The organism is Vibrio sp. J1-1 (assembly GCF_021728395.1).
Classification (GTDB): Bacteria; Pseudomonadota; Gammaproteobacteria; order Enterobacterales; family Vibrionaceae; genus Vibrio.
The window spans coordinates 460,370-483,045 of record NZ_JAKKCM010000003.1; the positions used below are offsets into that span (position 1 = coordinate 460,370).

Genomic DNA, 22,676 nt, shown 5'->3' on the forward strand with positions numbered 1-22,676 from the left:
TTTTTATTGAATTTGAGAGGAAAGAATGGACACTGAACTAAGCGACAAAGCAAAACAGGTGATGGCGCACTGTATCGCATTAGCTGAACATGCTTTTAAGCGTTCATTCCCTCTTCCCAGTTTGACCTTTAAAGTCCGAGGTAAAGCAGCAGGAAAAGCGTACCTTCAGCTCAATGAGATTCGTCTCAACCCGGTTTTATTTAAAGAAAACACCCAAGCTTTCTTGCAAGAAGTCATACCCCATGAGGTCGCCCACTTAATCACGTATCAGCTATACGGTCGCGTTCGCCCTCATGGCAAAGAGTGGCAAACCGTAATGGAATCCGTATTTAACGTTCCAGCCAAAACCACACATAGTTTTGAAGTCTCTTCCGTTCAAGGTAAAACCTTCGAGTACCATTGTCGCTGTACGACATATCCATTGTCTATTCGCCGTCACAACAAAGTACTTCGAAAACAAGCCGTATATTCGTGTCAAAAATGTCGTCAGCCTCTTAAGTTCACTGGCGTTCAGCTTACTTAGTCTCTCACTCAATTAACCACCAGTTGGAAAGATTGACCCACTTTTCTTTTTTATTATTAACTTGCTTATTACGAAAGCTAATATCTGAGTGATAGAATGGATAAAGTCATACTTTTTAAAGACTTTAACCATGAAATACCTGTTCTCTTTATTCATTCTTGCACTATCCAGTGCTGCCGTGGCTGCGCCACCAAGTTCATTTTCAGCTGCTAAGCGCGAAGCGGTAAAAATCTATCAAGATCATCCCACCAGCTTCTACTGTGGTTGCAATATTCAATGGCAAGGCAAGAAAGGCTTACCTGACCTTGCTTCGTGCGGCTACCAGGTCCGAAAACAAGAAAGACGAGCCTCACGCATCGAGTGGGAACATGTCGTTCCAGCTTGGCAATTCGGACACCAGCGGCAATGCTGGCAAAACGGCGGCCGTAAAAACTGCTCTCGTAATGACAAAGCATTCCGCTCAATGGAAGCCGATCTGCATAACCTGACCCCCGCAATTGGTGAAGTCAATGGCGACCGCTCTAACTACAATTTCAGTCAGTGGAATGGTATCGATGGCGTAACCTACGGTCGTTGCGAAGTTCAAGTGAACTTTAAACAACGCAAAGTCATGCCACCAGACCGAGCACGTGGCTCAATCGCTCGCACCTATCTTTATATGAGCAAAGAGTACGGTTTCAAACTATCCAAGCAACAAACTCAGTTAATGAGTGCATGGAACAAAACCTACCCTGCAGATAAATGGGAGTGCGAACGCGATAAGCGCATTGCCAAAGTACAAGGCAACCATAATCCATTCGTTAAAGAGGCCTGTCGTGCACTGTAATCATCATCAATAGCGACAATCGCCAATCTTTCCTGTTTAAGGCGTTTCATTTACTCCACTTGAAACGCCTCTTGCCCCTTGTTTTTTAGATGGAAAGCATCCATGTTAGGAACTAAGTTTATTCTCTTGCTGGAAATCTCATGCGTATCCCTCGAATTTATCATCCAGAAACCATTCAACAACTTGGTACAACCCCTTTAAGTGAGGACGCCGCTGGCCATATTGGTCGCGTACTTCGTATGAAAGAAGGTCAGGAGGTTCTCCTATTTGACGGTAGTGGTGCAGAGTTTCCCGCAGTTATCGCAGAAGTCAGCAAAAAGAATGTCCTCGTAGACATCTCTGAGCGCGTAGAGAACAGCATTGAATCCCCTTTGGATCTCCACCTAGGACAGGTCATTTCACGGGGCGACAAGATGGAGTTCACCATTCAAAAGTCGGTAGAACTCGGGGTAAATACCATCACTCCCCTTATTTCTGAACGTTGTGGCGTGAAGCTCGATCAGAAACGATTTGAGAAGAAACTGGCCCAATGGCAGAAGATTGCTATCAGCGCTTGTGAGCAGTGTGGACGTAACATCGTCCCGGAGATTCGCCCAATCATGAGCTTGGAAGAGTGGAGCAAAGAAGAGTACGATGGACTTAAGCTCAACCTTCACCCTCGTGCCAAATATTCGATCAACACCCTGCCAACACCGGTTAAAAAAGTTCGTCTGCTAATCGGCCCTGAAGGCGGCTTGTCATCTGAAGAAATCGATATGACCCGCGAGTACCAATTTGAAGAGACGCTTCTCGGCCCACGAGTGCTGCGCACCGAAACAGCGGCTCTTACCGCAATTACAGCCTTACAAGTTCGTTTCGGCGATCTTGGTTAAAACGGAGAAAAATAATGATCAAACTCGGTATTGTTATGGACCCAATTTCGTCCATTAACATCAAGAAAGACTCTAGCTTTGCCATGATGCTTGAAGCGCAGCGCCGCGGCTACGAAATCCACTACATGGAAATGAATGATCTTCACCTCGACCAAGGCGTAGCGATTGCTGACACTAAAGTGGTCGAACTGAAAGAAGATCCAAACGGCTGGTACGAGTTCAAATCAGAGCAAACCATCGAGCTATCTGAGTTAGACGCGGTTCTGATGCGTAAAGATCCTCCGTTTGACACTGAATACATCTACGCGACTTACATCCTTGAGCGTGCAGAAGAGCAAGGCACGCTCATCCTCAACAAACCTCAAAGTCTGCGTGATTGTAATGAGAAACTATTTACTGCTTGGTTCCCAGAGCTGACGCCTACCACCATCGTGACTCGTAAAGCCGAAAAGATTAAAGCTTTCCGCGAAGAGCACGGCGATGTGATCTTAAAACCTCTTGATGGCATGGGTGGGGCGTCTATTTTCCGCGTGAAAGAGAACGATCCAAACGTATCAGTGATCATCGAAACACTGACTAACCATGGTCAGAATTACGCGATGGCACAAACATTCGTACCTGATATCAGCAATGGTGACAAGCGTATTCTCGTGGTTGATGGCGAGCCAATGCCTTACTGTCTGGCCCGTATTCCTGCGAAAGGCGAAACGCGCGGTAACCTTGCAGCGGGCGGCACAGGTGAAGCTCGTCCTCTCAGTGAAACAGACATTAAAATCGCCCAAACCGTAGCCCCAACTCTGAAAGAAAAAGGGCTTATTTTTGTGGGCCTTGATGTGATTGGCGATAAGCTGACAGAAATCAACGTAACCAGCCCAACTTGTATCCGTGAGATCGAAGCGGCGTTTGATATCTCAATCACCGGTAAACTAATGGATGCAATTGAACGCAGACTGAAGAGCGAATAAATAAATATATAGTAAAGTTATAGTAGAGAGCCAAATGCAAACTTAAGCAAATTCATGCATATAGTACCAATTTGCTTAAGTGCACTTCTGAGTCCTAAGGATCAGTATGAATATGAACCTCACAAACCATTTTTTAGTTGCCATGCCTGGAATGAAAGATCCCTATTTCCAGAATAGCGTGATCTACGTCTGCGAGCACAACGAAGAAGGCGCAATGGGGTTAATAATCAATGCGCCAGTCGATATCACGGTGGGTAACATGCTTAAGCAAGTCAAAGTACAACCTGTACACCCGCGCTTGTTCGAAGCGAGCCTTGACAGGCCTGTATATAACGGCGGCCCGATCTCAGAAGATCGTGGTTTTATTCTGCATAAACCGAAAGATTACTATGAATCCAGTATTCAGATGACCGATGACCTTGCAGTGACAACCTCGCGAGATATTCTGACTGTGTTAGGTACCGAAGCTGAGCCAAGCGACTATTTGGTTGCTTTGGGCTACGCAGGCTGGAGCGCAGGACAGCTGGAAAATGAGTTAGTTGAAAACTCCTGGCTAACCATTGAAGCTACGCCAGAAATCATCTTTGATACCCCAATTACAGACCGTTGGAAAAAAGCAGTAGAAAAACTGGGGATCGACCCGAGTCAGCTTTCTTCTGACGCAGGACATGCCTGATAAGTCAGACAGTTCCCCTAGATTGAGATTTGAGACACCTTATGTCACGTACTATTATGGCTTTTGATTTTGGAACCAAAAGCATCGGCAGCGCGATTGGCCAGGAAATTACCGGTACCGCTTCCCCACTCAAAGCTTTTAAAGCCAATGATGGCATTCCAAACTGGGACGACATCGAAAAACAGATCAAAGAATGGCAACCGGATTTATTGGTTGTGGGGCTACCGACAGACCTTCACGGCAAAGACTTGGAAACCATTACTCCCCGTGCAAAGAAGTTTGCTAATCGTTTACAAGGCCGTTATGGCTTGCCTGTTGAACTGCACGATGAACGTTTGTCCACAGCTGAAGCTCGTGCAGACTTGTTCGAAATGGGTGGCTACAAAGCGCTGTCAAAAGGGAATATCGATTGTCAATCCGCAGTTGTCATTCTAGAAAGCTGGTTTGAAAACCTTTGGAATGAGTAAATTAGCTTAAAAAGAAAAGGTTGGTACCTGCCAACCTTTTTATTGTCTGGAATATGGGAAGCCCTAGTCCATATCGATCTTAACGTTCGCCAAACTGCCTGTTGCTAGAGGCTCACCGCGTTGGGTTTTCAGCATGAGACGCAGATCATTAGCAGAATCTGCACTGTGCAATGCATCTTCTTCACTGATTTTCCCTTGCATCACTAACTTGTAGAGTGACTGGTCAAAGGTCAGCATACCAAACTCGTTTGAGCGAGACATCGTCGACTTCAATTCATGCAGATCACCTCGACGGATTAAATCCGAAACACGTGGACTGTTCAGCAGGATCTCAAATACGCCATGACGTCCCTGCCCACTTTTATCGCGGATCAACTGCTGGCCAACCACGCCTTTTAAGTTCATAGATAGATCAAACAAGAACTGATCTTTTTGATCTTTGGGTACTAAATGAAGAATCCGCTCTAAAGCCTGGTTAGCGTTGTTAGCGTGGAGAGTCGCCATACACAAATGCCCAGTTTCAGCAAAGGTCATCGCATACTCCATGGTCTCTCTACTGCGGATTTCGCCGATCAAAATCATATCCGGGGCCTGACGCAGAGAGTTTTTTAGTGCCACTTCGTAGCTTTCTGTATCTAAACCGACTTCACGCTGGGTTACGATACAACGCTTGTGTTCATGAACAAATTCGATCGGATCTTCTACCGTCAGGATATGGCCTGTCTTGTTGTTGTTTCGGTAGCCTGTCATTGCCGCCATTGTTGTTGACTTACCAGAGCCCGTTGCACCAACCACCAGCACCAGACCTCGCTTAGCAATCGCCAAATCTTGCAACACTAAAGGCAGTTTAAGCTGCTCAAAGGTAGGAATGTTAGTTTCAATCCGACGAATAACCGCACCCGGCAATTCTCTTTGGAAAAAGGCACTAACGCGGAAACGACCGCATTCTCTGACAATAGCAAAGTTAGATTCTCGACTTTTTCGAAACTCCTGACGACGCTCAGGATCCATTGCATTATCCAGTAGCTGAGCCACATCATTTTCAGTCAGCTTTTCACCTTGTGGGCGTAACTCACCGTCGACCCGATACAAAATTGGCGCGCCGACCGTGATATAAAGATCCGACGCTTGTAGCGCCAGCATACCTTCAAGAAATTTATTCAGATCCATTTTCCGTATTCACCATTGTCTGCATGAGTGTTACGAGAACTGCTGTACATCAAGCCCAACTTTGCTGTCGGCCTCTTCGTGAGAAACAATACCTTGCGCCAATAGCTGACGAGCATTTTGCTCCATGGTCTGCATACCGTGTGCCGCGCCAGTTTGAATTATCGAGTACATCTGTGCGACTTTATCTTCGCGAATCAAGTTACGGATTGCTGGTGTCGCCATCATGATTTCGTGGCAGGCTACTCGGCCTCCCCCATTACGTTTTAATAGCTTCTGGGCAATCACTGAACTTAACGATTCTGACAACATCGAACGCACCATGTCTTTGTCGCTACCCGGAAATACATCGATAATACGGTCAATGGTTTTTGCGGCTGAACTGGTGTGTAGCGTTCCAAAAACCAAATGACCAGTTTCTGCGGCGGTCAACGCAAGGCTAATGGTTTCTTTATCACGCATCTCACCCACTAAGATGACATCCGGGTCTTCACGTAATGCACTGCGCAAGGCGTTTTGGAAGCTATGAGTGTCACGGTGAACTTCACGCTGATTGATCAAACATTTGTTGTTGGTATGAACAAATTCAATTGGATCTTCAATTGTGAGAATGTGCTTATTGTGATTACGATTGATGTAGTCGACAATGGCAGCTAAAGTCGTCGATTTACCAGAGCCAGTTGGCCCAGTTACCAGAACTAAGCCTTTTTGTCCGCTGGCAATCTTGCTGAAGATTTCTGGTGCTTCGAGTTGATCAAGCGTTGGTATGCTGCTTGGAATGGTACGAAATACCGCAGCGCAGCCGCGGGACTGGTTAAAGGCGTTGACACGAAAGCGACCTACGTTCTGTAGTTCAAAAGAAAAATCAACTTCGAGTTTTTCTTCGAACTCACTGCGTTGAGCGTCATTCATGATTTCGAATACCAAGCGATGTACCTCTTGGTGTGTAAACGCTGGAATACCGAGCTTTCTCACATCGCCATCAATTCTGACCATAGGTGCTACACCTGCAGAAAGATGTAGATCTGAGGCATTATGTTTTACACTAAAATCCAGTAACTCAGTGATATCCATTTAAAATCCTTAAGTCTAAAGTACAGCTATGAGTAGTATTCAACAAAATATTGAACATATCACCTCTCAAATTCGCAACGACGAGCAAAAATGCGGTCGTGCTCCGGAGTCAGTGCAACTTCTAGCGGTAAGTAAAACCAAACCCGTAGAAGCCATTCTTGAAGCTTACCAAGCTGGTCAAACCGCATTTGGTGAAAACTATGTGCAAGAGGGCGTGGATAAAGTTCAGCACTTTGCACAGCATTATCCAGATAATTGCATAGAATGGCACTTCATCGGACCAATTCAGTCCAATAAATCACGCCTTGTCGCTGAACATTTCGATTGGGTTCACACCATCGACCGCGCAAAGATCGCGCAACGTCTTAATGATCAACGCCCTAACGAATTAAAACCCTTACAGGTACTGATTCAAGTGAACACCAGTGGCGAAGACTCAAAATCTGGCGTAACCGGTGAAGAAATATTCGAACTGGCTGAGTTGATTTCTCGCCTTCCGAACCTCACGTTAAGAGGATTGATGTCTATTCCTGCTAACGTATCGGACTATGATGCACAACTTCATGAGTTCCAGAAGCTGGCGGCATTGAAGCAAACGCTTCAGCAGCAGTATCCGGACATAGACACATTGTCCATGGGGATGAGTGGCGACATGACGGCGGCGATAGAAGCCGGTAGCACGATGGTTCGTATCGGAACAGCGATTTTTGGCGCACGTGACTATAACTCAAAAAGTGAATAGCCATTACCAGTAAGCGAAAAAAGCTCAATCTTCGCATCACAAAGTTAAGCGGTAAGACTTAATTGTCACTATGCACACCCGTGCATTGTAAATAGTAAAGTATCACAATGGAAATCAGACAAATGGAACATAAAAAGATTGCCTTCATCGGTGCAGGTAACATGGTGCGAGCCATCATTTCTGGCTTAGTATCAAACGGATACCCGGCAAAAAATATTGTGGCAACCGCCCCTTCAGAAACACGCCGCGTGCCACTCGAGCAAGATTTTGGCATCCGTACTAGCAGCGATAACCTCCTTGCTGCATCAGAAGCGGATGTGGTGGTGTTGTCTGTGAAACCACAAATGATGGCGGAGGTATGTAAACCACTGCAATCTGTCGATTTCAGCAAAAAATTAGTGATTTCTATCGCTGCTGGCATTAATTGTTCACGTTTAGATGAGATGCTAGCGACTAAGTTAAACTTGGTTCGTGTGATGCCAAATACGCCTTCTCAACTGGGTTTAGGCATGAGTGGTCTTTTCGCTCCAGAACACGTGACTCAACAAGATAAAGACTTCGCGGCTCAATTAATGGAAGCGGTAGGTAAAGTGTGTTGGGTAGAACAAGAATCTGGCATCAACAATGTGATTGCGGCTGCCGGCAGCGCTCCTGCCTACTTTTTCTTGTTTATGGAAGCAATGCAAGCAGAAGCGGTAGCGCAAGGTTTTGATAAAGACACCGCTCGTCTGCTGGTTCAGCAAGCTGCATTAGGTGCAGCCAGCATGGTCGTAAATAACCCAGAGACTGAGCTATCAACACTACGTGAAAATGTCACCTCTAAAGGAGGCACAACCGCAGAAGCACTACGCACATTCAACGAACATCAACTTTCTGATATCGTAGCAAAAGCAATGCAGGCAGCGGTTGCTCGTGCGGAAGAAATGGAAAAGCTATTTTAATTATCTGGATGCTTACAGAGAAAAGCCATCCACCACTTGTTAAGGGTACCTTATGAATTCAATGAGTTTTCTCATCTCAACCCTATTTGACCTGTATATCATGGTCGTTATATTGCGTATTTGGTTGCAAGCTGCGCGCGCAGACTTCTATAACCCTTTCTCGCAATTTATCGTAAAAGCTACTCAGCCTGTGATTGGTCCTCTGCGTCGCTTTATTCCGTCTGTCGGTAATATCGATCTGGCTACCATTCTCTTTGCGTACCTATTGTGTGTACTCAAGTTCGTTGCGCTGATCCTAATCGCATCAAACGGCTCGGTTTCTTTCAGTATCGAGTTCCTATTCCTCGGCTTACTGTCTCTGATTAAAGCCGCTGGCGGCTTGTTATTCTGGGTATTGCTGATCCGTGCAATCCTAAGCTGGGTTAGCCAAGGTCGTAGCCCAATTGAATATGTGTTCCACCAGCTGACTGAACCAATGTGTGCGCCAATCCGTCGTATTATCCCTGCAATCGGAGGTCTGGATCTTAGCGTCTTGGTTCTGTTTATCGGTCTACAATTCGCCAACTTCCTAATAGGCGACATTGTTGGCCCAATCTGGTTCCAGCTGTAGTGTCATCCGCAGCTTGGCGTGATGGCGAGGACATCGTCCTAAAGCTCTATATTCAACCCAAAGCAAGCCGCGATAAAGTCGTTGGCTTGCACGGAGAAGAGTTAAAAATCGCCATTACTGCACCGCCTGTCGATGGTAAAGCCAATGCGCATCTAACCAAGTTCTTGGCTAAGCAATTTAAAGTCGCTAAGGGTTTGGTTCACATAGAAAAAGGTGAGCTGGGACGGCACAAGCAAATTCGAATAGAATCTCCCACCCAGATACCTGCTGATATAAAAGCCATCTTATGATGGCTTTTTATTTAACCTGATAATGAGTTGTTTATACCAATCACAGTAATTAAGTGATCAGAGATAGCGTAGTGAAAATGCTAGAGAACAAGACGAAAATTTTCGATAAGTATTAATTCTACAATCAGAATTGGCAACGCAGTGATCGAGTATTTTAACAAGCTAGAATGACCAGTTATTTACTACGACTGGTATTACATTAAACTTAAATGGAAGTATCTTTTTGAGGATATCACGATGAACAAATGGATTACCGCCTTACTGATCAGCCTGCTGTCTTTCCCGACTCTCGCCGAGCAGTTCAAAAACATGAAAGACATCGAAGTACATTACGTGGCGTTTAACTCTACCTTTCTGACGCCTAAAATAGCACGAAGCTATGACATCCAACGTAATGGCTACCTTGCAATTATCAATATTAGTGTGTTGGATAGAGCTTCTCTCGGAAAACCAGCGTTAGAAGCGCAAGTCGATGGGCAAGCGAAGAACCTGATTGGCCAAACTCAGCAGTTAACCTTTCGAGAAGTTAAAGAAGGTGACGCCATTTACTACTTAGCCGAGCTACCGGTGACGCATGAAGAAACTTTTAACATCGATATTGATGTAAAAGCTGGAAACAAAGGCTCAGGTAAGCTTAAATTCACCCAGAAGTTTTATGTTGAAGAGTGATATGTCGAAGAGTAGTTGGATCATGATGTTCTAAATGCTTTTGGACACCAGTAAGCCTCCCCCTCTAAAGTTAAAATGAAAAGATAAGGAGAACAACATGTTCTCCTTATTGCAATGAAAAGAGAACCCCATGAAAAAAATTGTGTTAGCAACAGGCAACCAAGGCAAAGTACGTGAGATGGCTGATTTGCTATCCGATTTCGGATTCGAAGTATTAGCACAAAGTGAGTTCAACGTCTCTGAAGTTGCAGAAACGGGCACCACGTTTATTGAAAACGCGATCATCAAAGCTCGCCACGCAGCACAAGAAACCGGTCTGCCTGCTATCGCGGATGATTCTGGCTTAGAAGTCGACTTCCTTAACGGTGCGCCGGGTATCTATTCCGCAAGGTACGCTGGAAAAAACGCGGCAGATCAAGAAAACCTAAATAAACTTCTGCAAGCAATGGATGGTGTGCCAGAAGCTGAGCGCACCGCACGTTTCCATTGCGTATTGGTTCTGATGCGTCATAAAGACGATCCAACACCTGTCGTTTGTCACGGTAAGTGGGAAGGTCGTATCCTGACAGAAGCACACGGTGAGAATGGTTTTGGTTATGACCCTATCTTCTTCGTACCAGAAGACAACTGTGCGTCAGCAGAGCTAGAGCCGGCACGTAAAAAGCAGCTATCACATCGTGGTAAAGCGCTTAAGTCTCTGTTTGCTCAGCTTTCTGAACAAGTCGCTCAGTAAGGTAAACAAGTTTGACCATATTAACGCCCCCAGCACTCAGTCTTTATGTTCACATCCCATGGTGTGTACAAAAGTGCCCATACTGTGATTTCAACTCACATGAGCTCAAAGCGGAGATCCCAGAGGAGCAATACATCAACGCCCTACTGGAAGATCTGGATACCGACATTGAGAAGTATCGCTTGAACGATGCTCCGCGCCCTCTGCACTCTATATTCATCGGTGGTGGTACGCCTAGCCTGATTTCAGCACAAGGGATTGAGCGCCTGTTAAAAGGCATTGAAGCGCGCATTCCATTCAAATCTGACATCGAAATTACCATGGAAGCCAACCCAGGCACGATTGAAGCAGAACGTTTTGCTGGCTACCGAAAAGCAGGTGTGACACGCATTTCCATTGGTGTGCAAAGTTTTGAACAAGAGAAGCTAGAGCGACTTGGCCGTATTCATGGTAAGGATGAAGCAGTCAATGCGGCTAAGCTTGCCCATCAGATCGGCTTAAACAGCTTTAACTTGGATTTAATGCACGGCTTGCCAGACCAGAGTATTGAGCAGGCTCTGGCCGATTTGGATAAAGCAATTGAACTCGCACCGCCGCACCTGTCTTGGTATCAGCTCACCATTGAGCCGAACACCATGTTCTACTACAAGCCGCCGACGCTCCCTGACGACGATGACTTATGGGACATCTTCGAGCTAGGACATAAGAAGCTGGCGGCAGCTGGGTACGTACAGTACGAGATTTCTGGTTACAGCAAGCCGGGATTTCAGTGTCAGCATAATCTCAATTACTGGCGCTTTGGGGATTACCTCGGCATCGGCTGTGGCTCACACGGTAAGCTGAGCTTCTCTGACGGACGTATCATTCGTACCACCAAAGTGAAGCACCCTCGTGGGTATCTGGCTGCATACCAAAATATGGTTAAGCCGTACCTACATACTGAACAATTCGTCGAAGATGAAGACCGTCCGTTTGAGTTCTTTATGAACCGTTTCCGTTTAATGGAAGCGTGTCCAAAACAAGACTTTATCGACACTACAGGGTTACCACTAATCAGCATTCAAAACACCATCGGCTGGGCGTTGGAAATGGGGTATTTGAGTGAGACAAAGACACACTGGCAAATTACCGAGAAAGGGAAACTTTTCTTGAACGACTTACTCGAAGCCTTTATGGCAGAAGAAGACGAATAACAACGTCAGAAAATAAAGCATAAAAAATGCCTCTCATATTTGAGAGGCATTTTTTAACCTGATACGAATAAGCAGCTTTAGAAAATGGAACGACCGATTCGCTCTGAAAGCAATTCCAAAGCTTTTGTTCCAGCCAGAGAGTTACCAGCGGGGTCGAGCTCCGGTGACCAAACTGCAATGCTCATTTCTCCCGGAACAACAGCAATGACACCACCACCAACACCAGACTTACCCGGCATACCGACACGGTAGGCAAACTCACCGGCGCCATCATAAAGCCCACACGTCGCGAGCTGTGCATTCAACTGCTTAGTTTGAGTTGGTGAGACAATCGGCTTTCCTGTTTGTACAGACGTACCTTTGTTGGCTAAATAGCTAAAGGTTTTCGCCAAATCAACACAGCTCATCTTTAAAGCACAGGCATGGAAGTAATTTTGCAGCACGGGTATGACTTCATTGTCGAAGTTACCAAATGAACGCATCAGATAAGCAATTGCGGCGTTGCGATCACCATGCATCATTTCAGAAGCCGCCACCACTTTGTCGTACACAATGTGGGTATCACCGGAAAGCTGGCGAACGAATTCAAGCAAGCGCTGACGCGGTGCAGACAAACGACTTTGCAGCAGATCAGCAACCACTATCGCACCAGCGTTGATGAACGGGTTACGTGGTATGCCCTGTTCCATCTCTAACTGGATTAAAGAATTAAAGGCCTGACCTGAAGGCTCTTTCCCTACTCTTGTCCATATTTCTTCTTGCTTATATAAGCACATTGCTAGCGTCAGGCTTAGTGCTTTCGAAATAGACTGAATAGAAAAAGGTTCATCGGCGTCGCCCGCCTTAATCACTTCACCGTCATTGGTGTATACCGCAATACCTAACTTGTTGCTGGGCACTTTTGCCAGAGCAGGAATGTAATCAGCTACTTTTCCCTGACCGATCAAAGGACGAACTTCGGTCAGAATATCTGTCAAAATTTCCACTGTAGGTTTCATTGTTCACCTTATTATCACTGATTTAATTCAGAGGTAAAAAAAGCCAATACATTGTTGGCTTTTCAAATATTTTTATCGAACAATCAATTATGGTTTCACTGCCACAATAATGTTGCGGTTGATAGATTGATCCACGCGGTGAAGATAACCGATATAAGGGTCTTCTGAAAGCACCTTCCACCCCTGCTCTTCAAATAATGCCGCGACATCTTTCCATTTCAGTGTGAACTCGTTGAAAGACAACACCACTGACCCTTGCTTTTTTAGTACCACTTTCCATGCAGGCAGAGCTTCTTTTAAAAGCTCCAATGGGCTGCGGTTCAGTTTACTGTCTTTCGCATTTTTACTGCCGTGCTGCACGCCATAAGGCAAGTCAGACACCATGACATCCACTGAGTTCTTTTTCACAACTTGGTCTGCGATACGGGTATCCGCCGAGTACAGCTTCATCGTCTGAAGGTAACCTTGGTTGTAATCTTCTTTCTTCGCAGCGGCTTCAATCACGAAACCATCGGCCACTTTTTTACCACCAGAGGTGCGCTTTTCTTTGCTCACTTTATGTTTAAAGCGACCGTTCTTCATAAACTTAACAACGAAGGTTTGGATCTCTTGAACCCATTTCTGGTTGATCTCAACACCCACTACATTCAAGCCATGGATCAAACCTTCAAATAGTGTTGTACCCTTACCACACATCGGATCCATTAACGTCAGTTGCGCGCTATCTGTTTTAGCGGCACTCACGCCAAGGTTTACCATCAAACGCGTAAACTGCTCGTTTGTTTTTCCGGTATAACGCAGGATCTGACTCATACTCTCAGGGAAAGTGTTGAACGCAGGCGCCTGAATTGGACGTAGCAAACCATCTTCACGCACTTCAAACAGCGCGTAATAAATCGAAGATGCCGCTAATTTACGAGCTTGTGCCTCGTTGAGAGCGTCTGCACACGAGAACACCAATGCCGCAGGTAAGCCGACATCTTTACTGCCAATTTCAGTCACTTCAACACCTTCAGAAGCCAGCATGGCTTTTAGCTCTGAACATGCGATGGTCATAGCGCTATCAAAGTAAATACGGTTGTGACCCGGATTCGCTAATATCGCATAGTGGTACATCACCTGGCTCCTTAAGCAGTACGCTTGAACTTGATGTCCCACACACCGTGACCAAGACGGTGACCGCGAGCTTCAAATTTAGTCAATGGACGATCCTCTGGACGAGGAACAAAGTCACCTTCTTCAGCAATGTTTTCAAAACCTGGTGCTTGTTTCATGATTTCAATCATGTGCTCTGCGTAGTTTTCCCAGTCCGTTGCCATATGGAAGATACCCTTATTAGGGATAAGCTTCTGGCGAACCATTTCAGCAAACTCTAGCTGTACAATACGGCGCTTGTGGTGGCGTTTTTTATGCCATGGGTCTGGGAAGAACAGTTGCAGTGTCGTTAGGCTATCGTTCGGGATCATGTGCTCAAACACTTCTACCGCGTCATGACACATAACACGCAGGTTAGTAATACCCGCTTCACGCGCATCAGAAAGACAAGCACCAACACCTGGGCTATGTACTTCGATACCGATGAAGTTTTTCTCAGGTGCGTTCTTTGCCATTTCAACCAGTGAAGCGCCCATACCAAAACCGATTTCAAGTACAACTGGGTTGTCGTTACCAAATACTTCTTTCCAATCAAGAAGTTCTGCTTTGTAATCGATACCCATCGTTGGCCAGCACTCATTCATCGCACTCTCTTGGCCCTTGGTTAGGCGGCCTTCGCGACGAACGAAGCTGCGGATTTTACGGATCAGTTTGCCGTCTTCGTTGTATTCGTTAGTGGTTACTTCACTCATTGATTTTGCCTGCACATTGATTAATCAAAGCGGGGATTATCCAAAGAATTTACTCAGGTGCAAGTTTTTGTTGAGCTTTGGTCTACCACAACTCAAAAGCTATGATGCTCCCTGTAATATTCCCACACTTTAACAGTTGTACTTATCACCCATTCGTGGTGCAATTTTGCCCCTAACCAATAATAGAATACAGAGCAAGTCGTGACCCCTTTCGCCAGTGCCATTTTAGAGTGGTATGACTCATATGGAAGAAAAGATCTTCCGTGGCAACAGAACAAAACCGCATACAGTGTCTGGTTGTCTGAAATTATGCTTCAGCAAACACAGGTCACTACGGTAATTCCCTATTACCAACGCTTTTTAGAGCGGTTTCCGACCGTGGTCGACCTCGCAAATGCAGAGCAAGATGAAGTGCTGCACCTTTGGACGGGGCTCGGTTACTACGCCCGAGCTCGCAACCTTCATAAAGCGGCCAAAGAGGTTGCCCATAAATACAATGGTGAGTTTCCGCTTGATATAGAGCAAATGAACGCACTGCCAGGAATTGGACGCTCAACTGCAGCTGCAGTACTGTCATCAGTCCATAAACAGCCCCATGCGATTCTCGATGGTAACGTTAAGCGAACGCTTTCTCGATGCTTTGCGGTTGAAGGGTGGCCTGGCCAGAAAAAAGTGGAAAACCAGTTGTGGGAAATTGCCGAGGCACATACTCCACAAACGGATGTCGATAAATATAACCAAGCCATGATGGACATGGGGGCAATGGTCTGCACACGCAGCAAACCTAAATGCACGTTATGTCCAGTTGCTGATCTCTGTGTGGCGAAAAAACAAAACAATGTCCTCGACTATCCTGGTAAAAAGCCCAAGAAAGACAAACCAGTTAAGCAAACCCGCTTTGTCATGCTGCACCACCAAAATGCGAATGGGCATGAAGTATGGCTGGAACAAAGGCCTCAAACTGGTATTTGGGGCGGACTATTTTGCTTCCCGCAGACCGAACATGTAGATGTTGAAAGCGATATTGATTTGCTATTAGAGCAGCGCGGTATTCAAGCCAATGACATTAAAGAGCAGCAAACGCTGATCACTTTCCGCCATACCTTTAGTCATTACCATCTCGATATCACACCAATTTTGATTGACCTGTCAAAGCAACCCAATGTGATAATGGAAGGTAACAAAGGTCTTTGGTATAACTTATCTAAACCTGAAGAAGTAGGCTTAGCCGCGCCAGTAAAACTTTTGCTGGAAGCGCTACCTCACGAACTTCGTTAATTGAATGCAAGGAGTCATTATGAGCCGCACTGTGTTTTGTGCTCGACTAAAGAAAGAAGGCGAAGGTCTAGACTTTCAACTTTACCCAGGTGAACTAGGTAAACGTATTTTTGATAATATCTCTAAAGAAGCTTGGGCTGAATGGCAACACAAACAAACCATGTTGATCAACGAAAAGAAGCTCAACATGATGGATCCAGAGCATCGTAAACTGATCGAAACTGAAATGGTGAACTTCCTGTTTGAAGGTAAAGATGTTCACATCGATGGTTACACACCACCTAGCGAATAAAGCAACTTGTTCAAATAAAGTAAGCTTATTCAAAAACAATGACATCACATAAAACCTTGTGGTGTCATTGCCACACCATCCTATCCCATCTAATAATCAGCCATGAAAAAAATTGCCTTTATCGTTGCAGCCCTTCTATTAACGGCAGGTTGTAGTCGCGAGTTCGTCGAAAATTTTTATGATGTCGATTACGAGCCAACCAATCGCTTCGCCAATAACTTAGCCGAGTTACCAGGACAATTTGAGAAAGACACCTCGGCTCTCGATTCGTTGATCAAGAGCTTCTCCGGTAATATCCAAAAAAAATGGGGGAAGCGAGAAGTTAAGCTCGCTGGTAAAAGTAATTACGTAAAATATATTGATAACTACCTGAGTAGAGCTGAAGTCGATTTCCAAAAAGGTGTCATCACCATAGAAACCGTTTCGCCAACCGACCCCCAAAAGCACCTCAAGAACGCAATCATCACAACGTTACTCACTCCTGATGACCCGGCGAATGTAGACCTGTTTTCTTCCAAAGATATCAAACTCGAAGGTCAGCCTTTTCTATATAAACAGGTTGTCGACCAAGATAAGAAACCTATTCAATGGTCCTGGCGAGCTAACCGCTTTGCCGATTACCTGATTAGTCACGAAATCAAAACGAAAGACGTCGATTTCAAAAAAGCGTACTACGTAGAAATTCCGATGGTGGAAGATCACTTCATCCAGCGCAGTTATCAATATGCGAGTATCGTGCGCCGAGCTGCAGAGAAGTACGACATCCCTGAAGATTTGATTTACGCCATTATCAAAACAGAAAGCAGTTTTAATCCATATGCGGTTAGCTGGGCTAATGCCTATGGCTTGATGCAAGTCGTACCAAAGACAGCTGGCAGAGACGTTTTCGCACTGGTTAAAAATCGCTCGGGCCAACCAAGCCCCGAGTATTTGTTTAATCCAGAAAACAACATTGATACCGGGACGGCTTACTTTTACATCTTGAAGAATCGTTATTTAAAAGATGTCAGTCACCCTACATCGCTCGAATACAGCATGATATCCGCATACAACGGCGGTACTGGTGGCGTTCTCAATACCTTTAACCGCAGCGACCGAAAACGTGCGATGCGTGATCTGAATTCTCTGCAACCTAACCAGGTTTATTGGGCGCTAACTAAAAAACATCCCAATGCAGAAGCACGTCGCTACCTAGAAAAAGTTACAAATTTCAAAAAGGAATTTAACTCTGTGCAAACTTTCTAGCACTAGTTGAACAAAAAGCGTTCGAACAACCACTTTTTTGAAATTATTTAAAAAAAGTGGTTGACGCAAAGCGGGAAAATCCGTTTAATAGCGCTCCGTTGCCCGGATAGCTCAGTCGGTAGAGCAGAGGATTGAAAATCCTCGTGTCGGTGGTTCGATTCCGCCTCCGGGCACCACAATTTATTCATTGTTGGTGCTTAGCACGGACAAGAAGTTAAAAGAATAAAAGTGTGCCGACTTAGCTCAGTAGGTAGAGCAACTGACTTGTAATCAGTAGGTCACCAGTTCGATTCCGGTAGTCGGCACCATTCTTTTGCCTCGATAGCTCAGTCGGTAGAGCAGAGGATTGAAAATCCTCGTGTCGGTGGTTCGATTCCGCCTCGAGGCACCATTATTTGGTGCACTTGCTTAATTTGAAATAATTGGCAAGACACAAACAACTTTTTGTTGTTAAAAGTACAATTCCTCCTTAGCTCAGTTGGTAGAGCGACGGACTGTTAATCCGCAGGTCGCTGGTTCGAGCCCAGCAGGAGGAGCCACTTTCTAGAATTTCATTCAGTTGGGATTCTAAAAAGAAGAGTCTATCTCTTCTAAAAAGAATAAAGTGTGCCGACTTAGCTCAGTAGGTAGAGCAACTGACTTGTAATCAGTAGGTCACCAGTTCGATTCCGGTAGTCGGCACCATTCTTTTGCCTCGATAGCTCAGTCGGTAGAGCAGAGGATTGAAAATCCTCGTGTCGGTGGTTCGATTCCGCCTCGAGGCACCATTATTTGGTGCACTTGCTTAATTTAATTGATTAGCAAGACACAAACAGAATAGTTCCTCCTTAGCTCAGTTGGTAGAGCGACGGACTGTTAATCCGCAGGTCGCTGGTTCGAGCCCAGCAGGAGGAGCCACTTTCAAGAAGCCGCATCACATGATGCGGCTTTTTTTTATCTATATATTCTCCCCTACCCAGTCACGACTTTCACTCATAGCCCCGCCCTCACATATAAAGCTCACTTCTTGAAAAACTTATTTCACGATAAAAATTTAATCTCCATCATAATTTAAACAAGCACTTGTAGGCGCTCATTTCCTTCTTCAATAAGATGCCTTGTCTATTCAATTTCTAAAATAAACCATGCTTTGCATAGCAACTAAAAAATTTGTGAGCCCAAATATGAAACTAAAAACTCAAGCCTATTTACTGTCTGCGATTATATTGCTGGCGTTGCTCGCATTAACCGCTACAGGTTTATGGACTCAGAGAGTTGCAAGTAACCTTGATAACAAAGCTCGAGTGACAGAACTGTTCAAGAGCGCATATAGCATTCTGACAGAAGTAGAAGCAATGGCTGCAAGTGGTGAACTTCCGGAAGATGAAGCAAAAGCACTGGCGACTCGGCTGCTTCGCAACAATATCTATAAAGATAATGAATACGTTTATGTTGCCGATGAGAACATGATATTTGTCGCTGCGCCTCTCGATCCACAATTGCATGGCACCAGCTTCCATGACTTCAAAGACAGCAATAACAATAGCGTTGGCCAATTAATATTAGATATTTTGGATAACAAAACAGGCCAGATTGTCGAATATACATGGAGCCAAACACAAACCGACGGAAGCATTGAAGAGAAGCATTCAATAGCAGAAAAAACGCCTCACTGGGGATGGGTTGTAGGTACTGGTATTGGATTTAACGAGGTAAATGCACGTTTTTGGGCTACCGCACAATGGCAACTCATTCTATGCCTCTTCATAGCAGGTGCTATTCTTACCAGCCTAACCATCGCCATCCGCAAGATGCTGAACGTATTAGGAGGAGAGCCTCATGACGTACGCCAAGCCGTTCAGGCGGTCTCTCAGGGCAATATCCAGACAAGTTTCGATACGGTAGCCCCAAAAGATAGTATTTACGATGCTGTGCAGAACATGAGTCAGTCTCTGGCCACAATGGTAACGAATCTCGATAGTTCTATGCTCGCTCTGCGCTCAGAGTTATCCGCAGTTGAATCACGCTCTGGAACCATTGCTGATTTGACCTTATCGCAACAGCAATCAACCGCTATGATTGCGACAGCGATGACAGAAATGGCCTCGTCATCCAATCAAGTCGCAACGTCAGCAAATGATACCGCTCGAAATACGGATGAAGCGGACAAACAAAGTCAACATACCCAATCACTGATCTGTAGTACGGTGGATAATATCCAGGGGCTGGCAAATCAGTTAAATACAGCCAGTCTGGCGGTAGCTAATTTAGATCAGGATGTAAACAACATCGTCAAAGTTTTAGACGTCATTGGTGATATCGCAGAACAAACTAACTTACTGGCGCTAAACGCAGCTATTGAAGCCGCTCGCGCGGGTGAGCAAGGCAGAGGGTTTGCTGTTGTGGCCGATGAAGTTCGCAAACTTGCTGGCCGTACTCAAGATAGTACAAAAGAGATCCAGAACATGATCTCAAACCTCCAGCAAGGTTCTCGCCATGCTATCCAAACAATGGAGATTTGCGCTGAGACCAGTCAAAGCACAGTCACACAGTCCCAAAGTGCTTCTGAAGCTCTACAACAGATAGTGACAGCATTAGAAGCCATTACGACAATGAGCCAACAAATCGCAACAGCTGCTGCGGAGCAAACCCATGTCAGCGACGATATTGCACACCGCATAAATCTGATTGAAGAAAGTGGTTATCAGCTAAATTCGGTGGTCACAGAGAGTCAATCAAGCACTCAAAGCCTGGCTTCTTTAGCGAATGATCTGGAAGGATGGGTGAATAAGTTCTCTGTAAAGCACTAGCTTAGAGCCAATTTACTAACATAAAGCACGTTTTCAAACGTGCTTTATTATTTTTGACTTACTAATCAGGCAAACAAACTCGTCGTTTAATTCCCAAGAACTCTTAAAGCAAGGTGTATCACCATTTAAAACGCATAAAAACAGCCCACTCCGAGCACAATTTCATCAAACGATATTTTATTTGAATTTTATTGTTGACCTAAGAAGCGAAAAACCGTTTAATACACCTCGTCGCCCGGATAGCTCAGTCGGTAGAGCAGAGGATTGAAAATCCTCGTGTCGGTGGTTCGATTCCGCCTCCGGGCACCACAGTTTATTAATTGTTGGTGCTTAGCACGAACAATAGTTAAAAGAATAAGGTGTGCCGACTTAGCTCAGTAGGTAGAGCAACTGACTTGTAATCAGTAGGTCACCAGTTCGATTCCGGTAGTCGGCACCATTTATTCTTAAAAAACAATTCCTCCTTAGCTCAGTTGGTAGAGCGACGGACTGTTAATCCGCAGGTCGCTGGTTCGAGCCCAGCAGGAGGAGCCACTTTTCAATTAGCAAGACTATTGCTTGTTAATGAAAACGTGCCGACTTAGCTCAGTAGGTAGAGCAACTGACTTGTAATCAGTAGGTCACCAGTTCGATTCCGGTAGTCGGCACCATTTAATTTAAAAAGACAATTCCTCCTTAGCTCAGTTGGTAGAGCGACGGACTGTTAATCCGCAGGTCGCTGGTTCGAGCCCAGCAGGAGGAGCCACTTTTGGAAAGCTGCATCACTTGATGCAGCTTTTTTTTCGTTTAAAAAGCCCGAATAGATCTTCTTATCTTCTTATCCTCGCTAGCAAGTCATTGGCTTTAAAGCTTTGTTTAATCAATACACTGCCAGAAGTTTGTCTTTGTTCCCCTCCCTTATTGGATCGCGATATAAATAAAAAGTATTGCTCGTAAGGCTTAGCAATAGCACAGATCACATTTGCCTCTTTCGTTATACAAACCTCAGTACCAGCACCAACTATCTATATACTCATCAAAGCCCAGCATTGACTCTCTAGCGGTCCTTTAATGCCTTTATAAATTGTTAGTGCGTAATTTCACATAATGATCGTTATCGCCAACCTGTGACGCTATAGAGAGCTTACAGAGCTAGGAGCAAACTTTAAGATTAAGCTCTTTCTCCAGAACGATGAATCAAGGAAAACGTTCACTGCGAGCCCTTAGCGAGTGCGATTAAAGCCGAGAAATGCGCTAGTCCATTCACAACAGAGAAAGCCCTGTAATTGATCCTAAGCATTTCTATCAGTACACCTTACGCCAACACACCGTAAACATAAATCGACTGGAGATTTCACCATACAGCACCCAATAACACGCCATATACTAGCGTATAAGCCACCTTTGAAATTCCAGAGTAATAAGTATTACCTTTCTAGCTAAGACTCAAGACAAGTGACAGCGGACAAAGAATGTGAGGTTTCTTCTGACGTTCAGAATAAGCAGAGGATCTGTAGAGCTTGAGATTAAGCAGGCTCTCAACGCGAGGAACTCATAGGTCTGAGTAAAGTCACTCAATACAAAATAAAAAACCTGGTATTTCTGCTTGAAGATCAGAAGACCAGAGCCACAGGCAGGCAATCTGGAGGCATTAGGACTAAAGGGTGGATATACTCGGTCTTTAGCAAAGCTTTGAGAACAAGTGATGGAGCGACTAGAGTCTCAGGCTACAGGCAGGCCCTCCTGCTGGACTTATTGATCTTAACTCAGCACAAACTAAAAGACCCCAGCATTTCTGCTGAGGTCTGGAATAAGTGGCGGAGCGGACGGGACTCGAACCCGCGACCCCCGGCGTGACAGGCCGGTATTCTAACCAACTGAACTACCGCTCCGCATTGGTCAGACTATTGAGTCTAATAAGAACCTGGCGATGTTCTACTCTCACATGGGGAAACCCCACACTACCATCGACGCTACTTCGTTTCACTTCTGAGTTCGGCATGGAAATCAGGTGGGTCCAAAGCGCTATGGTCGCCAAGTAAAATTCTAATTGTAAATGGTGCTGATACCCAGACTCGAACTGGGGACCTCATCCTTACCAAGGATGCGCTCTACCACCTGAGCTATATCAGCATCAAGATGTCCCTGAAGACTAAAAAAGCCCGTTCTTTCAAACGGGCTCTTTAAATTTAAAGCCTGGCGATGTCCTACTCTCACATGGGGAAACCCCACACTACCATCGGCGCTATTTCGTTTCACTTCTGAGTTCGGCATGGAAATCAGGTGGGTCCAAAACGCTATGTTCGCCAAGCAAATTCTTTTTACCTTTAGCTTTTTCTAAAAGCTGAAAGTAAATAAACTTGGAAAGCTGTTTTTTTTAATTCTCGTTATTACACATTCAATGTTCTTGCATTGAGTCCATCAAAACCCCTTGGGTGTTGTATGGTTAAGCCTCACGGGCAATTAGTACAGGTTAGCTCAACGCCTCACAACGCTTACA

At 45.2% G+C, this 22,676-nt stretch carries 22 protein-coding genes, 14 tRNA genes and 2 rRNA genes; 29 read left to right on the forward strand and 9 right to left on the reverse strand.

Annotation, left to right across the window (positions count from 1 at the left end):
- Nucleotides 1–25: 25 nt before the first annotated feature.
- From L3V31_RS06965 to ruvX, 6 genes are all read left to right on the forward strand, one after another.
- The gene (locus L3V31_RS06965; RefSeq protein WP_237315372.1) at nucleotides 26–523 is read left to right on the forward strand and encodes a SprT family zinc-dependent metalloprotease; all 498 of its coding nucleotides are present in this window, start codon (nucleotides 26–28) and stop codon (nucleotides 521–523) included.
- A gap of 130 nt (nucleotides 524–653) precedes the next feature.
- Nucleotides 654–1,349, forward strand: coding sequence for a deoxyribonuclease I (gene endA / locus L3V31_RS06970; protein ID WP_237315373.1), 696 nt, complete (start codon nucleotides 654–656; stop codon nucleotides 1,347–1,349).
- 140 nt (nucleotides 1,350–1,489) lie between these two features.
- A complete protein-coding gene (rsmE, locus tag L3V31_RS06975) occupies nucleotides 1,490–2,221 on the forward strand; it encodes a 16S rRNA (uracil(1498)-N(3))-methyltransferase (RefSeq protein ID WP_237315374.1) in 732 nt (243 codons plus the stop codon).
- A gap of 14 nt (nucleotides 2,222–2,235) precedes the next feature.
- Complete coding sequence (gene gshB, locus L3V31_RS06980; RefSeq protein WP_237315375.1) at nucleotides 2,236–3,186, forward strand: glutathione synthase; 951 nt, start codon at nucleotides 2,236–2,238, stop codon at nucleotides 3,184–3,186.
- Between the two features lie 112 nt (nucleotides 3,187–3,298).
- Nucleotides 3,299–3,862 carry a YqgE/AlgH family protein gene (locus L3V31_RS06985; RefSeq protein WP_237315405.1) on the forward strand — a complete coding sequence of 188 codons (564 nt, stop codon included), beginning with the start codon at nucleotides 3,299–3,301 and terminating at the stop codon, nucleotides 3,860–3,862.
- A 41-nt stretch (nucleotides 3,863–3,903) separates the two neighbouring features.
- The gene (ruvX, locus tag L3V31_RS06990) at nucleotides 3,904–4,329 is read left to right on the forward strand and encodes a Holliday junction resolvase RuvX (protein WP_014233030.1); all 426 of its coding nucleotides are present in this window, start codon (nucleotides 3,904–3,906) and stop codon (nucleotides 4,327–4,329) included.
- Between the two features lie 63 nt (nucleotides 4,330–4,392).
- Here the strand turns inward: ruvX and L3V31_RS06995 are convergent, their stop codons facing one another.
- Both L3V31_RS06995 and L3V31_RS07000 read right to left on the reverse strand, forming a co-directional pair.
- Nucleotides 4,393–5,499, reverse strand: coding sequence for a PilT/PilU family type 4a pilus ATPase (locus L3V31_RS06995; protein ID WP_237315376.1), 1,107 nt, complete (start codon nucleotides 5,497–5,499; stop codon nucleotides 4,393–4,395).
- Nucleotides 5,500–5,529: 30 nt separating this feature from the next.
- A complete protein-coding gene (locus L3V31_RS07000) occupies nucleotides 5,530–6,570 on the reverse strand; it encodes a type IV pilus twitching motility protein PilT (protein WP_237315377.1) in 1,041 nt (346 codons plus the stop codon).
- Between the two features lie 28 nt (nucleotides 6,571–6,598).
- Here L3V31_RS07000 and L3V31_RS07005 point away from each other — a divergent pair, with 28 nt between their 5' ends.
- From L3V31_RS07005 to hemW, 7 genes are all read left to right on the forward strand, one after another.
- Nucleotides 6,599–7,312 carry a YggS family pyridoxal phosphate-dependent enzyme gene (locus L3V31_RS07005; protein WP_237315378.1) on the forward strand — a complete coding sequence of 238 codons (714 nt, stop codon included), beginning with the start codon at nucleotides 6,599–6,601 and terminating at the stop codon, nucleotides 7,310–7,312.
- A 122-nt stretch (nucleotides 7,313–7,434) separates the two neighbouring features.
- Nucleotides 7,435–8,253, forward strand: coding sequence for a pyrroline-5-carboxylate reductase (gene proC / locus L3V31_RS07010; protein ID WP_237315379.1), 819 nt, complete (start codon nucleotides 7,435–7,437; stop codon nucleotides 8,251–8,253).
- A 52-nt stretch (nucleotides 8,254–8,305) separates the two neighbouring features.
- Nucleotides 8,306–8,863 (forward strand): YggT family protein, encoded by a 558-nt coding sequence (locus L3V31_RS07015; RefSeq protein ID WP_237315380.1) that lies wholly within the window; start codon nucleotides 8,306–8,308, stop codon nucleotides 8,861–8,863.
- Entirely contained in the window at nucleotides 8,863–9,153 is a 291-nt protein-coding gene (gene yggU, locus L3V31_RS07020; protein ID WP_237315381.1) for a DUF167 family protein YggU, read from the forward strand. The genes L3V31_RS07015 and yggU overlap by 1 nt, the downstream gene beginning before the upstream one ends.
- A gap of 237 nt (nucleotides 9,154–9,390) precedes the next feature.
- The gene (locus L3V31_RS07025; RefSeq protein WP_237315382.1) at nucleotides 9,391–9,822 is read left to right on the forward strand and encodes a DUF4426 domain-containing protein; all 432 of its coding nucleotides are present in this window, start codon (nucleotides 9,391–9,393) and stop codon (nucleotides 9,820–9,822) included.
- Nucleotides 9,823–9,952: 130 nt separating this feature from the next.
- Nucleotides 9,953–10,555 carry an XTP/dITP diphosphatase gene (locus L3V31_RS07030; RefSeq protein WP_237315383.1) on the forward strand — a complete coding sequence of 201 codons (603 nt, stop codon included), beginning with the start codon at nucleotides 9,953–9,955 and terminating at the stop codon, nucleotides 10,553–10,555.
- A gap of 17 nt (nucleotides 10,556–10,572) precedes the next feature.
- Nucleotides 10,573–11,748: a radical SAM family heme chaperone HemW gene (hemW, locus tag L3V31_RS07035; protein WP_237315406.1), complete on the forward strand. Its 1,176-nt coding sequence runs from the start codon at nucleotides 10,573–10,575 to the stop codon at nucleotides 11,746–11,748.
- 77 nt (nucleotides 11,749–11,825) lie between these two features.
- Here the strand turns inward: hemW and glsB are convergent, their stop codons facing one another.
- From glsB to trmB, 3 genes are all read right to left on the reverse strand, one after another.
- Nucleotides 11,826–12,746, reverse strand: a complete 921-nt coding sequence (gene glsB, locus L3V31_RS07040) for a glutaminase B (RefSeq protein ID WP_237315384.1) — start codon at nucleotides 12,744–12,746, stop codon at nucleotides 11,826–11,828.
- 87 nt (nucleotides 12,747–12,833) lie between these two features.
- Nucleotides 12,834–13,862 (reverse strand): DNA methylase, encoded by a 1,029-nt coding sequence (locus L3V31_RS07045; RefSeq protein WP_237315407.1) that lies wholly within the window; start codon nucleotides 13,860–13,862, stop codon nucleotides 12,834–12,836.
- An 11-nt stretch (nucleotides 13,863–13,873) separates the two neighbouring features.
- Entirely contained in the window at nucleotides 13,874–14,593 is a 720-nt protein-coding gene (trmB, locus tag L3V31_RS07050) for a tRNA (guanosine(46)-N7)-methyltransferase TrmB (RefSeq protein WP_237315385.1), read from the reverse strand.
- Nucleotides 14,594–14,794: 201 nt separating this feature from the next.
- Here trmB and mutY point away from each other — a divergent pair, with 201 nt between their 5' ends.
- The 16 genes from mutY to L3V31_RS07130 all read left to right on the forward strand — a co-directional run bounded on the left by mutY (nucleotide 14,795) and on the right by L3V31_RS07130 (nucleotide 20,942).
- Entirely contained in the window at nucleotides 14,795–15,871 is a 1,077-nt protein-coding gene (mutY, locus tag L3V31_RS07055; RefSeq protein WP_237315386.1) for an A/G-specific adenine glycosylase, read from the forward strand.
- A 19-nt stretch (nucleotides 15,872–15,890) separates the two neighbouring features.
- Nucleotides 15,891–16,163: an oxidative damage protection protein gene (locus tag L3V31_RS07060; protein WP_014233043.1), complete on the forward strand. Its 273-nt coding sequence runs from the start codon at nucleotides 15,891–15,893 to the stop codon at nucleotides 16,161–16,163.
- A gap of 102 nt (nucleotides 16,164–16,265) precedes the next feature.
- Nucleotides 16,266–17,408: a membrane-bound lytic murein transglycosylase MltC gene (gene mltC / locus L3V31_RS07065; protein ID WP_237315387.1), complete on the forward strand. Its 1,143-nt coding sequence runs from the start codon at nucleotides 16,266–16,268 to the stop codon at nucleotides 17,406–17,408.
- A 100-nt stretch (nucleotides 17,409–17,508) separates the two neighbouring features.
- A tRNA-Phe gene (locus tag L3V31_RS07070) sits at nucleotides 17,509–17,584 on the forward strand.
- Between the two features lie 56 nt (nucleotides 17,585–17,640).
- Nucleotides 17,641–17,716, forward strand: a tRNA-Thr gene (locus L3V31_RS07075).
- Nucleotides 17,717–17,723: 7 nt separating this feature from the next.
- Nucleotides 17,724–17,799: transfer RNA gene (locus L3V31_RS07080), tRNA-Phe, on the forward strand.
- Nucleotides 17,800–17,871: 72 nt separating this feature from the next.
- Nucleotides 17,872–17,947 (forward strand) — tRNA-Asn (locus tag L3V31_RS07085).
- 69 nt (nucleotides 17,948–18,016) lie between these two features.
- A tRNA-Thr gene (locus L3V31_RS07090) sits at nucleotides 18,017–18,092 on the forward strand.
- A gap of 7 nt (nucleotides 18,093–18,099) precedes the next feature.
- A tRNA-Phe gene (locus L3V31_RS07095) sits at nucleotides 18,100–18,175 on the forward strand.
- Between the two features lie 54 nt (nucleotides 18,176–18,229).
- Nucleotides 18,230–18,305: transfer RNA gene (locus L3V31_RS07100), tRNA-Asn, on the forward strand.
- Nucleotides 18,306–18,571: 266 nt separating this feature from the next.
- Entirely contained in the window at nucleotides 18,572–20,197 is a 1,626-nt protein-coding gene (locus L3V31_RS07105) for a methyl-accepting chemotaxis protein (protein WP_237315388.1), read from the forward strand.
- A 233-nt stretch (nucleotides 20,198–20,430) separates the two neighbouring features.
- Nucleotides 20,431–20,506 (forward strand) — tRNA-Phe (locus L3V31_RS07110).
- A 54-nt stretch (nucleotides 20,507–20,560) separates the two neighbouring features.
- A tRNA-Thr gene (locus tag L3V31_RS07115) sits at nucleotides 20,561–20,636 on the forward strand.
- A 19-nt stretch (nucleotides 20,637–20,655) separates the two neighbouring features.
- Nucleotides 20,656–20,731 (forward strand) — tRNA-Asn (locus tag L3V31_RS07120).
- Nucleotides 20,732–20,771: 40 nt separating this feature from the next.
- Nucleotides 20,772–20,847: transfer RNA gene (locus L3V31_RS07125), tRNA-Thr, on the forward strand.
- A gap of 19 nt (nucleotides 20,848–20,866) precedes the next feature.
- Nucleotides 20,867–20,942, forward strand: a tRNA-Asn gene (locus L3V31_RS07130).
- A 1,049-nt stretch (nucleotides 20,943–21,991) separates the two neighbouring features.
- Here L3V31_RS07130 and L3V31_RS07135 read toward each other — a convergent pair.
- The 4 genes from L3V31_RS07135 to rrf (L3V31_RS07150) form a co-directional block, all read right to left on the reverse strand.
- Nucleotides 21,992–22,068 (reverse strand) — tRNA-Asp (locus tag L3V31_RS07135).
- 30 nt (nucleotides 22,069–22,098) lie between these two features.
- Nucleotides 22,099–22,215, reverse strand: a 5S ribosomal RNA gene (gene rrf, locus L3V31_RS07140).
- Nucleotides 22,216–22,233: 18 nt separating this feature from the next.
- Nucleotides 22,234–22,309: transfer RNA gene (locus L3V31_RS07145), tRNA-Thr, on the reverse strand.
- A gap of 61 nt (nucleotides 22,310–22,370) precedes the next feature.
- Nucleotides 22,371–22,487 (reverse strand): 5S ribosomal RNA (rrf, locus tag L3V31_RS07150).
- Nucleotides 22,488–22,676 lie beyond the last annotated feature (189 nt).

Bases quoted from the DNA above. Each gene is read 5' to 3' on its own strand.
- L3V31_RS06965 (WP_237315372.1), top strand. From the start codon at position 26: ATGGACACTGAACTAAGCGACAAAGCAAAACAGGTGATGGCGCACTGT.
- endA (WP_237315373.1), top strand. From the start codon at position 654: ATGAAATACCTGTTCTCTTTATTCATTCTTGCACTATCCAGTGCTGCC.
- rsmE (WP_237315374.1), top strand. From the start codon at position 1,490: ATGCGTATCCCTCGAATTTATCATCCAGAAACCATTCAACAACTTGGT.
- gshB (WP_237315375.1), top strand. From the start codon at position 2,236: ATGATCAAACTCGGTATTGTTATGGACCCAATTTCGTCCATTAACATC.
- L3V31_RS06985 (WP_237315405.1), top strand. From the start codon at position 3,299: ATGAACCTCACAAACCATTTTTTAGTTGCCATGCCTGGAATGAAAGAT.
- ruvX (WP_014233030.1), top strand. From the start codon at position 3,904: ATGTCACGTACTATTATGGCTTTTGATTTTGGAACCAAAAGCATCGGC.
- L3V31_RS06995 (WP_237315376.1), bottom strand. From the start codon at position 5,499: ATGGATCTGAATAAATTTCTTGAAGGTATGCTGGCGCTACAAGCGTCG.
- L3V31_RS07000 (WP_237315377.1), bottom strand. From the start codon at position 6,570: ATGGATATCACTGAGTTACTGGATTTTAGTGTAAAACATAATGCCTCA.
- L3V31_RS07005 (WP_237315378.1), top strand. From the start codon at position 6,599: ATGAGTAGTATTCAACAAAATATTGAACATATCACCTCTCAAATTCGC.
- proC (WP_237315379.1), top strand. From the start codon at position 7,435: ATGGAACATAAAAAGATTGCCTTCATCGGTGCAGGTAACATGGTGCGA.
- L3V31_RS07015 (WP_237315380.1), top strand. From the start codon at position 8,306: ATGAATTCAATGAGTTTTCTCATCTCAACCCTATTTGACCTGTATATC.
- L3V31_RS07025 (WP_237315382.1), top strand. From the start codon at position 9,391: ATGAACAAATGGATTACCGCCTTACTGATCAGCCTGCTGTCTTTCCCG.
- L3V31_RS07030 (WP_237315383.1), top strand. From the start codon at position 9,953: ATGAAAAAAATTGTGTTAGCAACAGGCAACCAAGGCAAAGTACGTGAG.
- glsB (WP_237315384.1), bottom strand. From the start codon at position 12,746: ATGAAACCTACAGTGGAAATTTTGACAGATATTCTGACCGAAGTTCGT.
- L3V31_RS07045 (WP_237315407.1), bottom strand. From the start codon at position 13,862: ATGTACCACTATGCGATATTAGCGAATCCGGGTCACAACCGTATTTAC.
- trmB (WP_237315385.1), bottom strand. From the start codon at position 14,593: ATGAGTGAAGTAACCACTAACGAATACAACGAAGACGGCAAACTGATC.
- L3V31_RS07060 (WP_014233043.1), top strand. From the start codon at position 15,891: ATGAGCCGCACTGTGTTTTGTGCTCGACTAAAGAAAGAAGGCGAAGGT.
- mltC (WP_237315387.1), top strand. From the start codon at position 16,266: ATGAAAAAAATTGCCTTTATCGTTGCAGCCCTTCTATTAACGGCAGGT.
- L3V31_RS07105 (WP_237315388.1), top strand. From the start codon at position 18,572: ATGAAACTAAAAACTCAAGCCTATTTACTGTCTGCGATTATATTGCTG.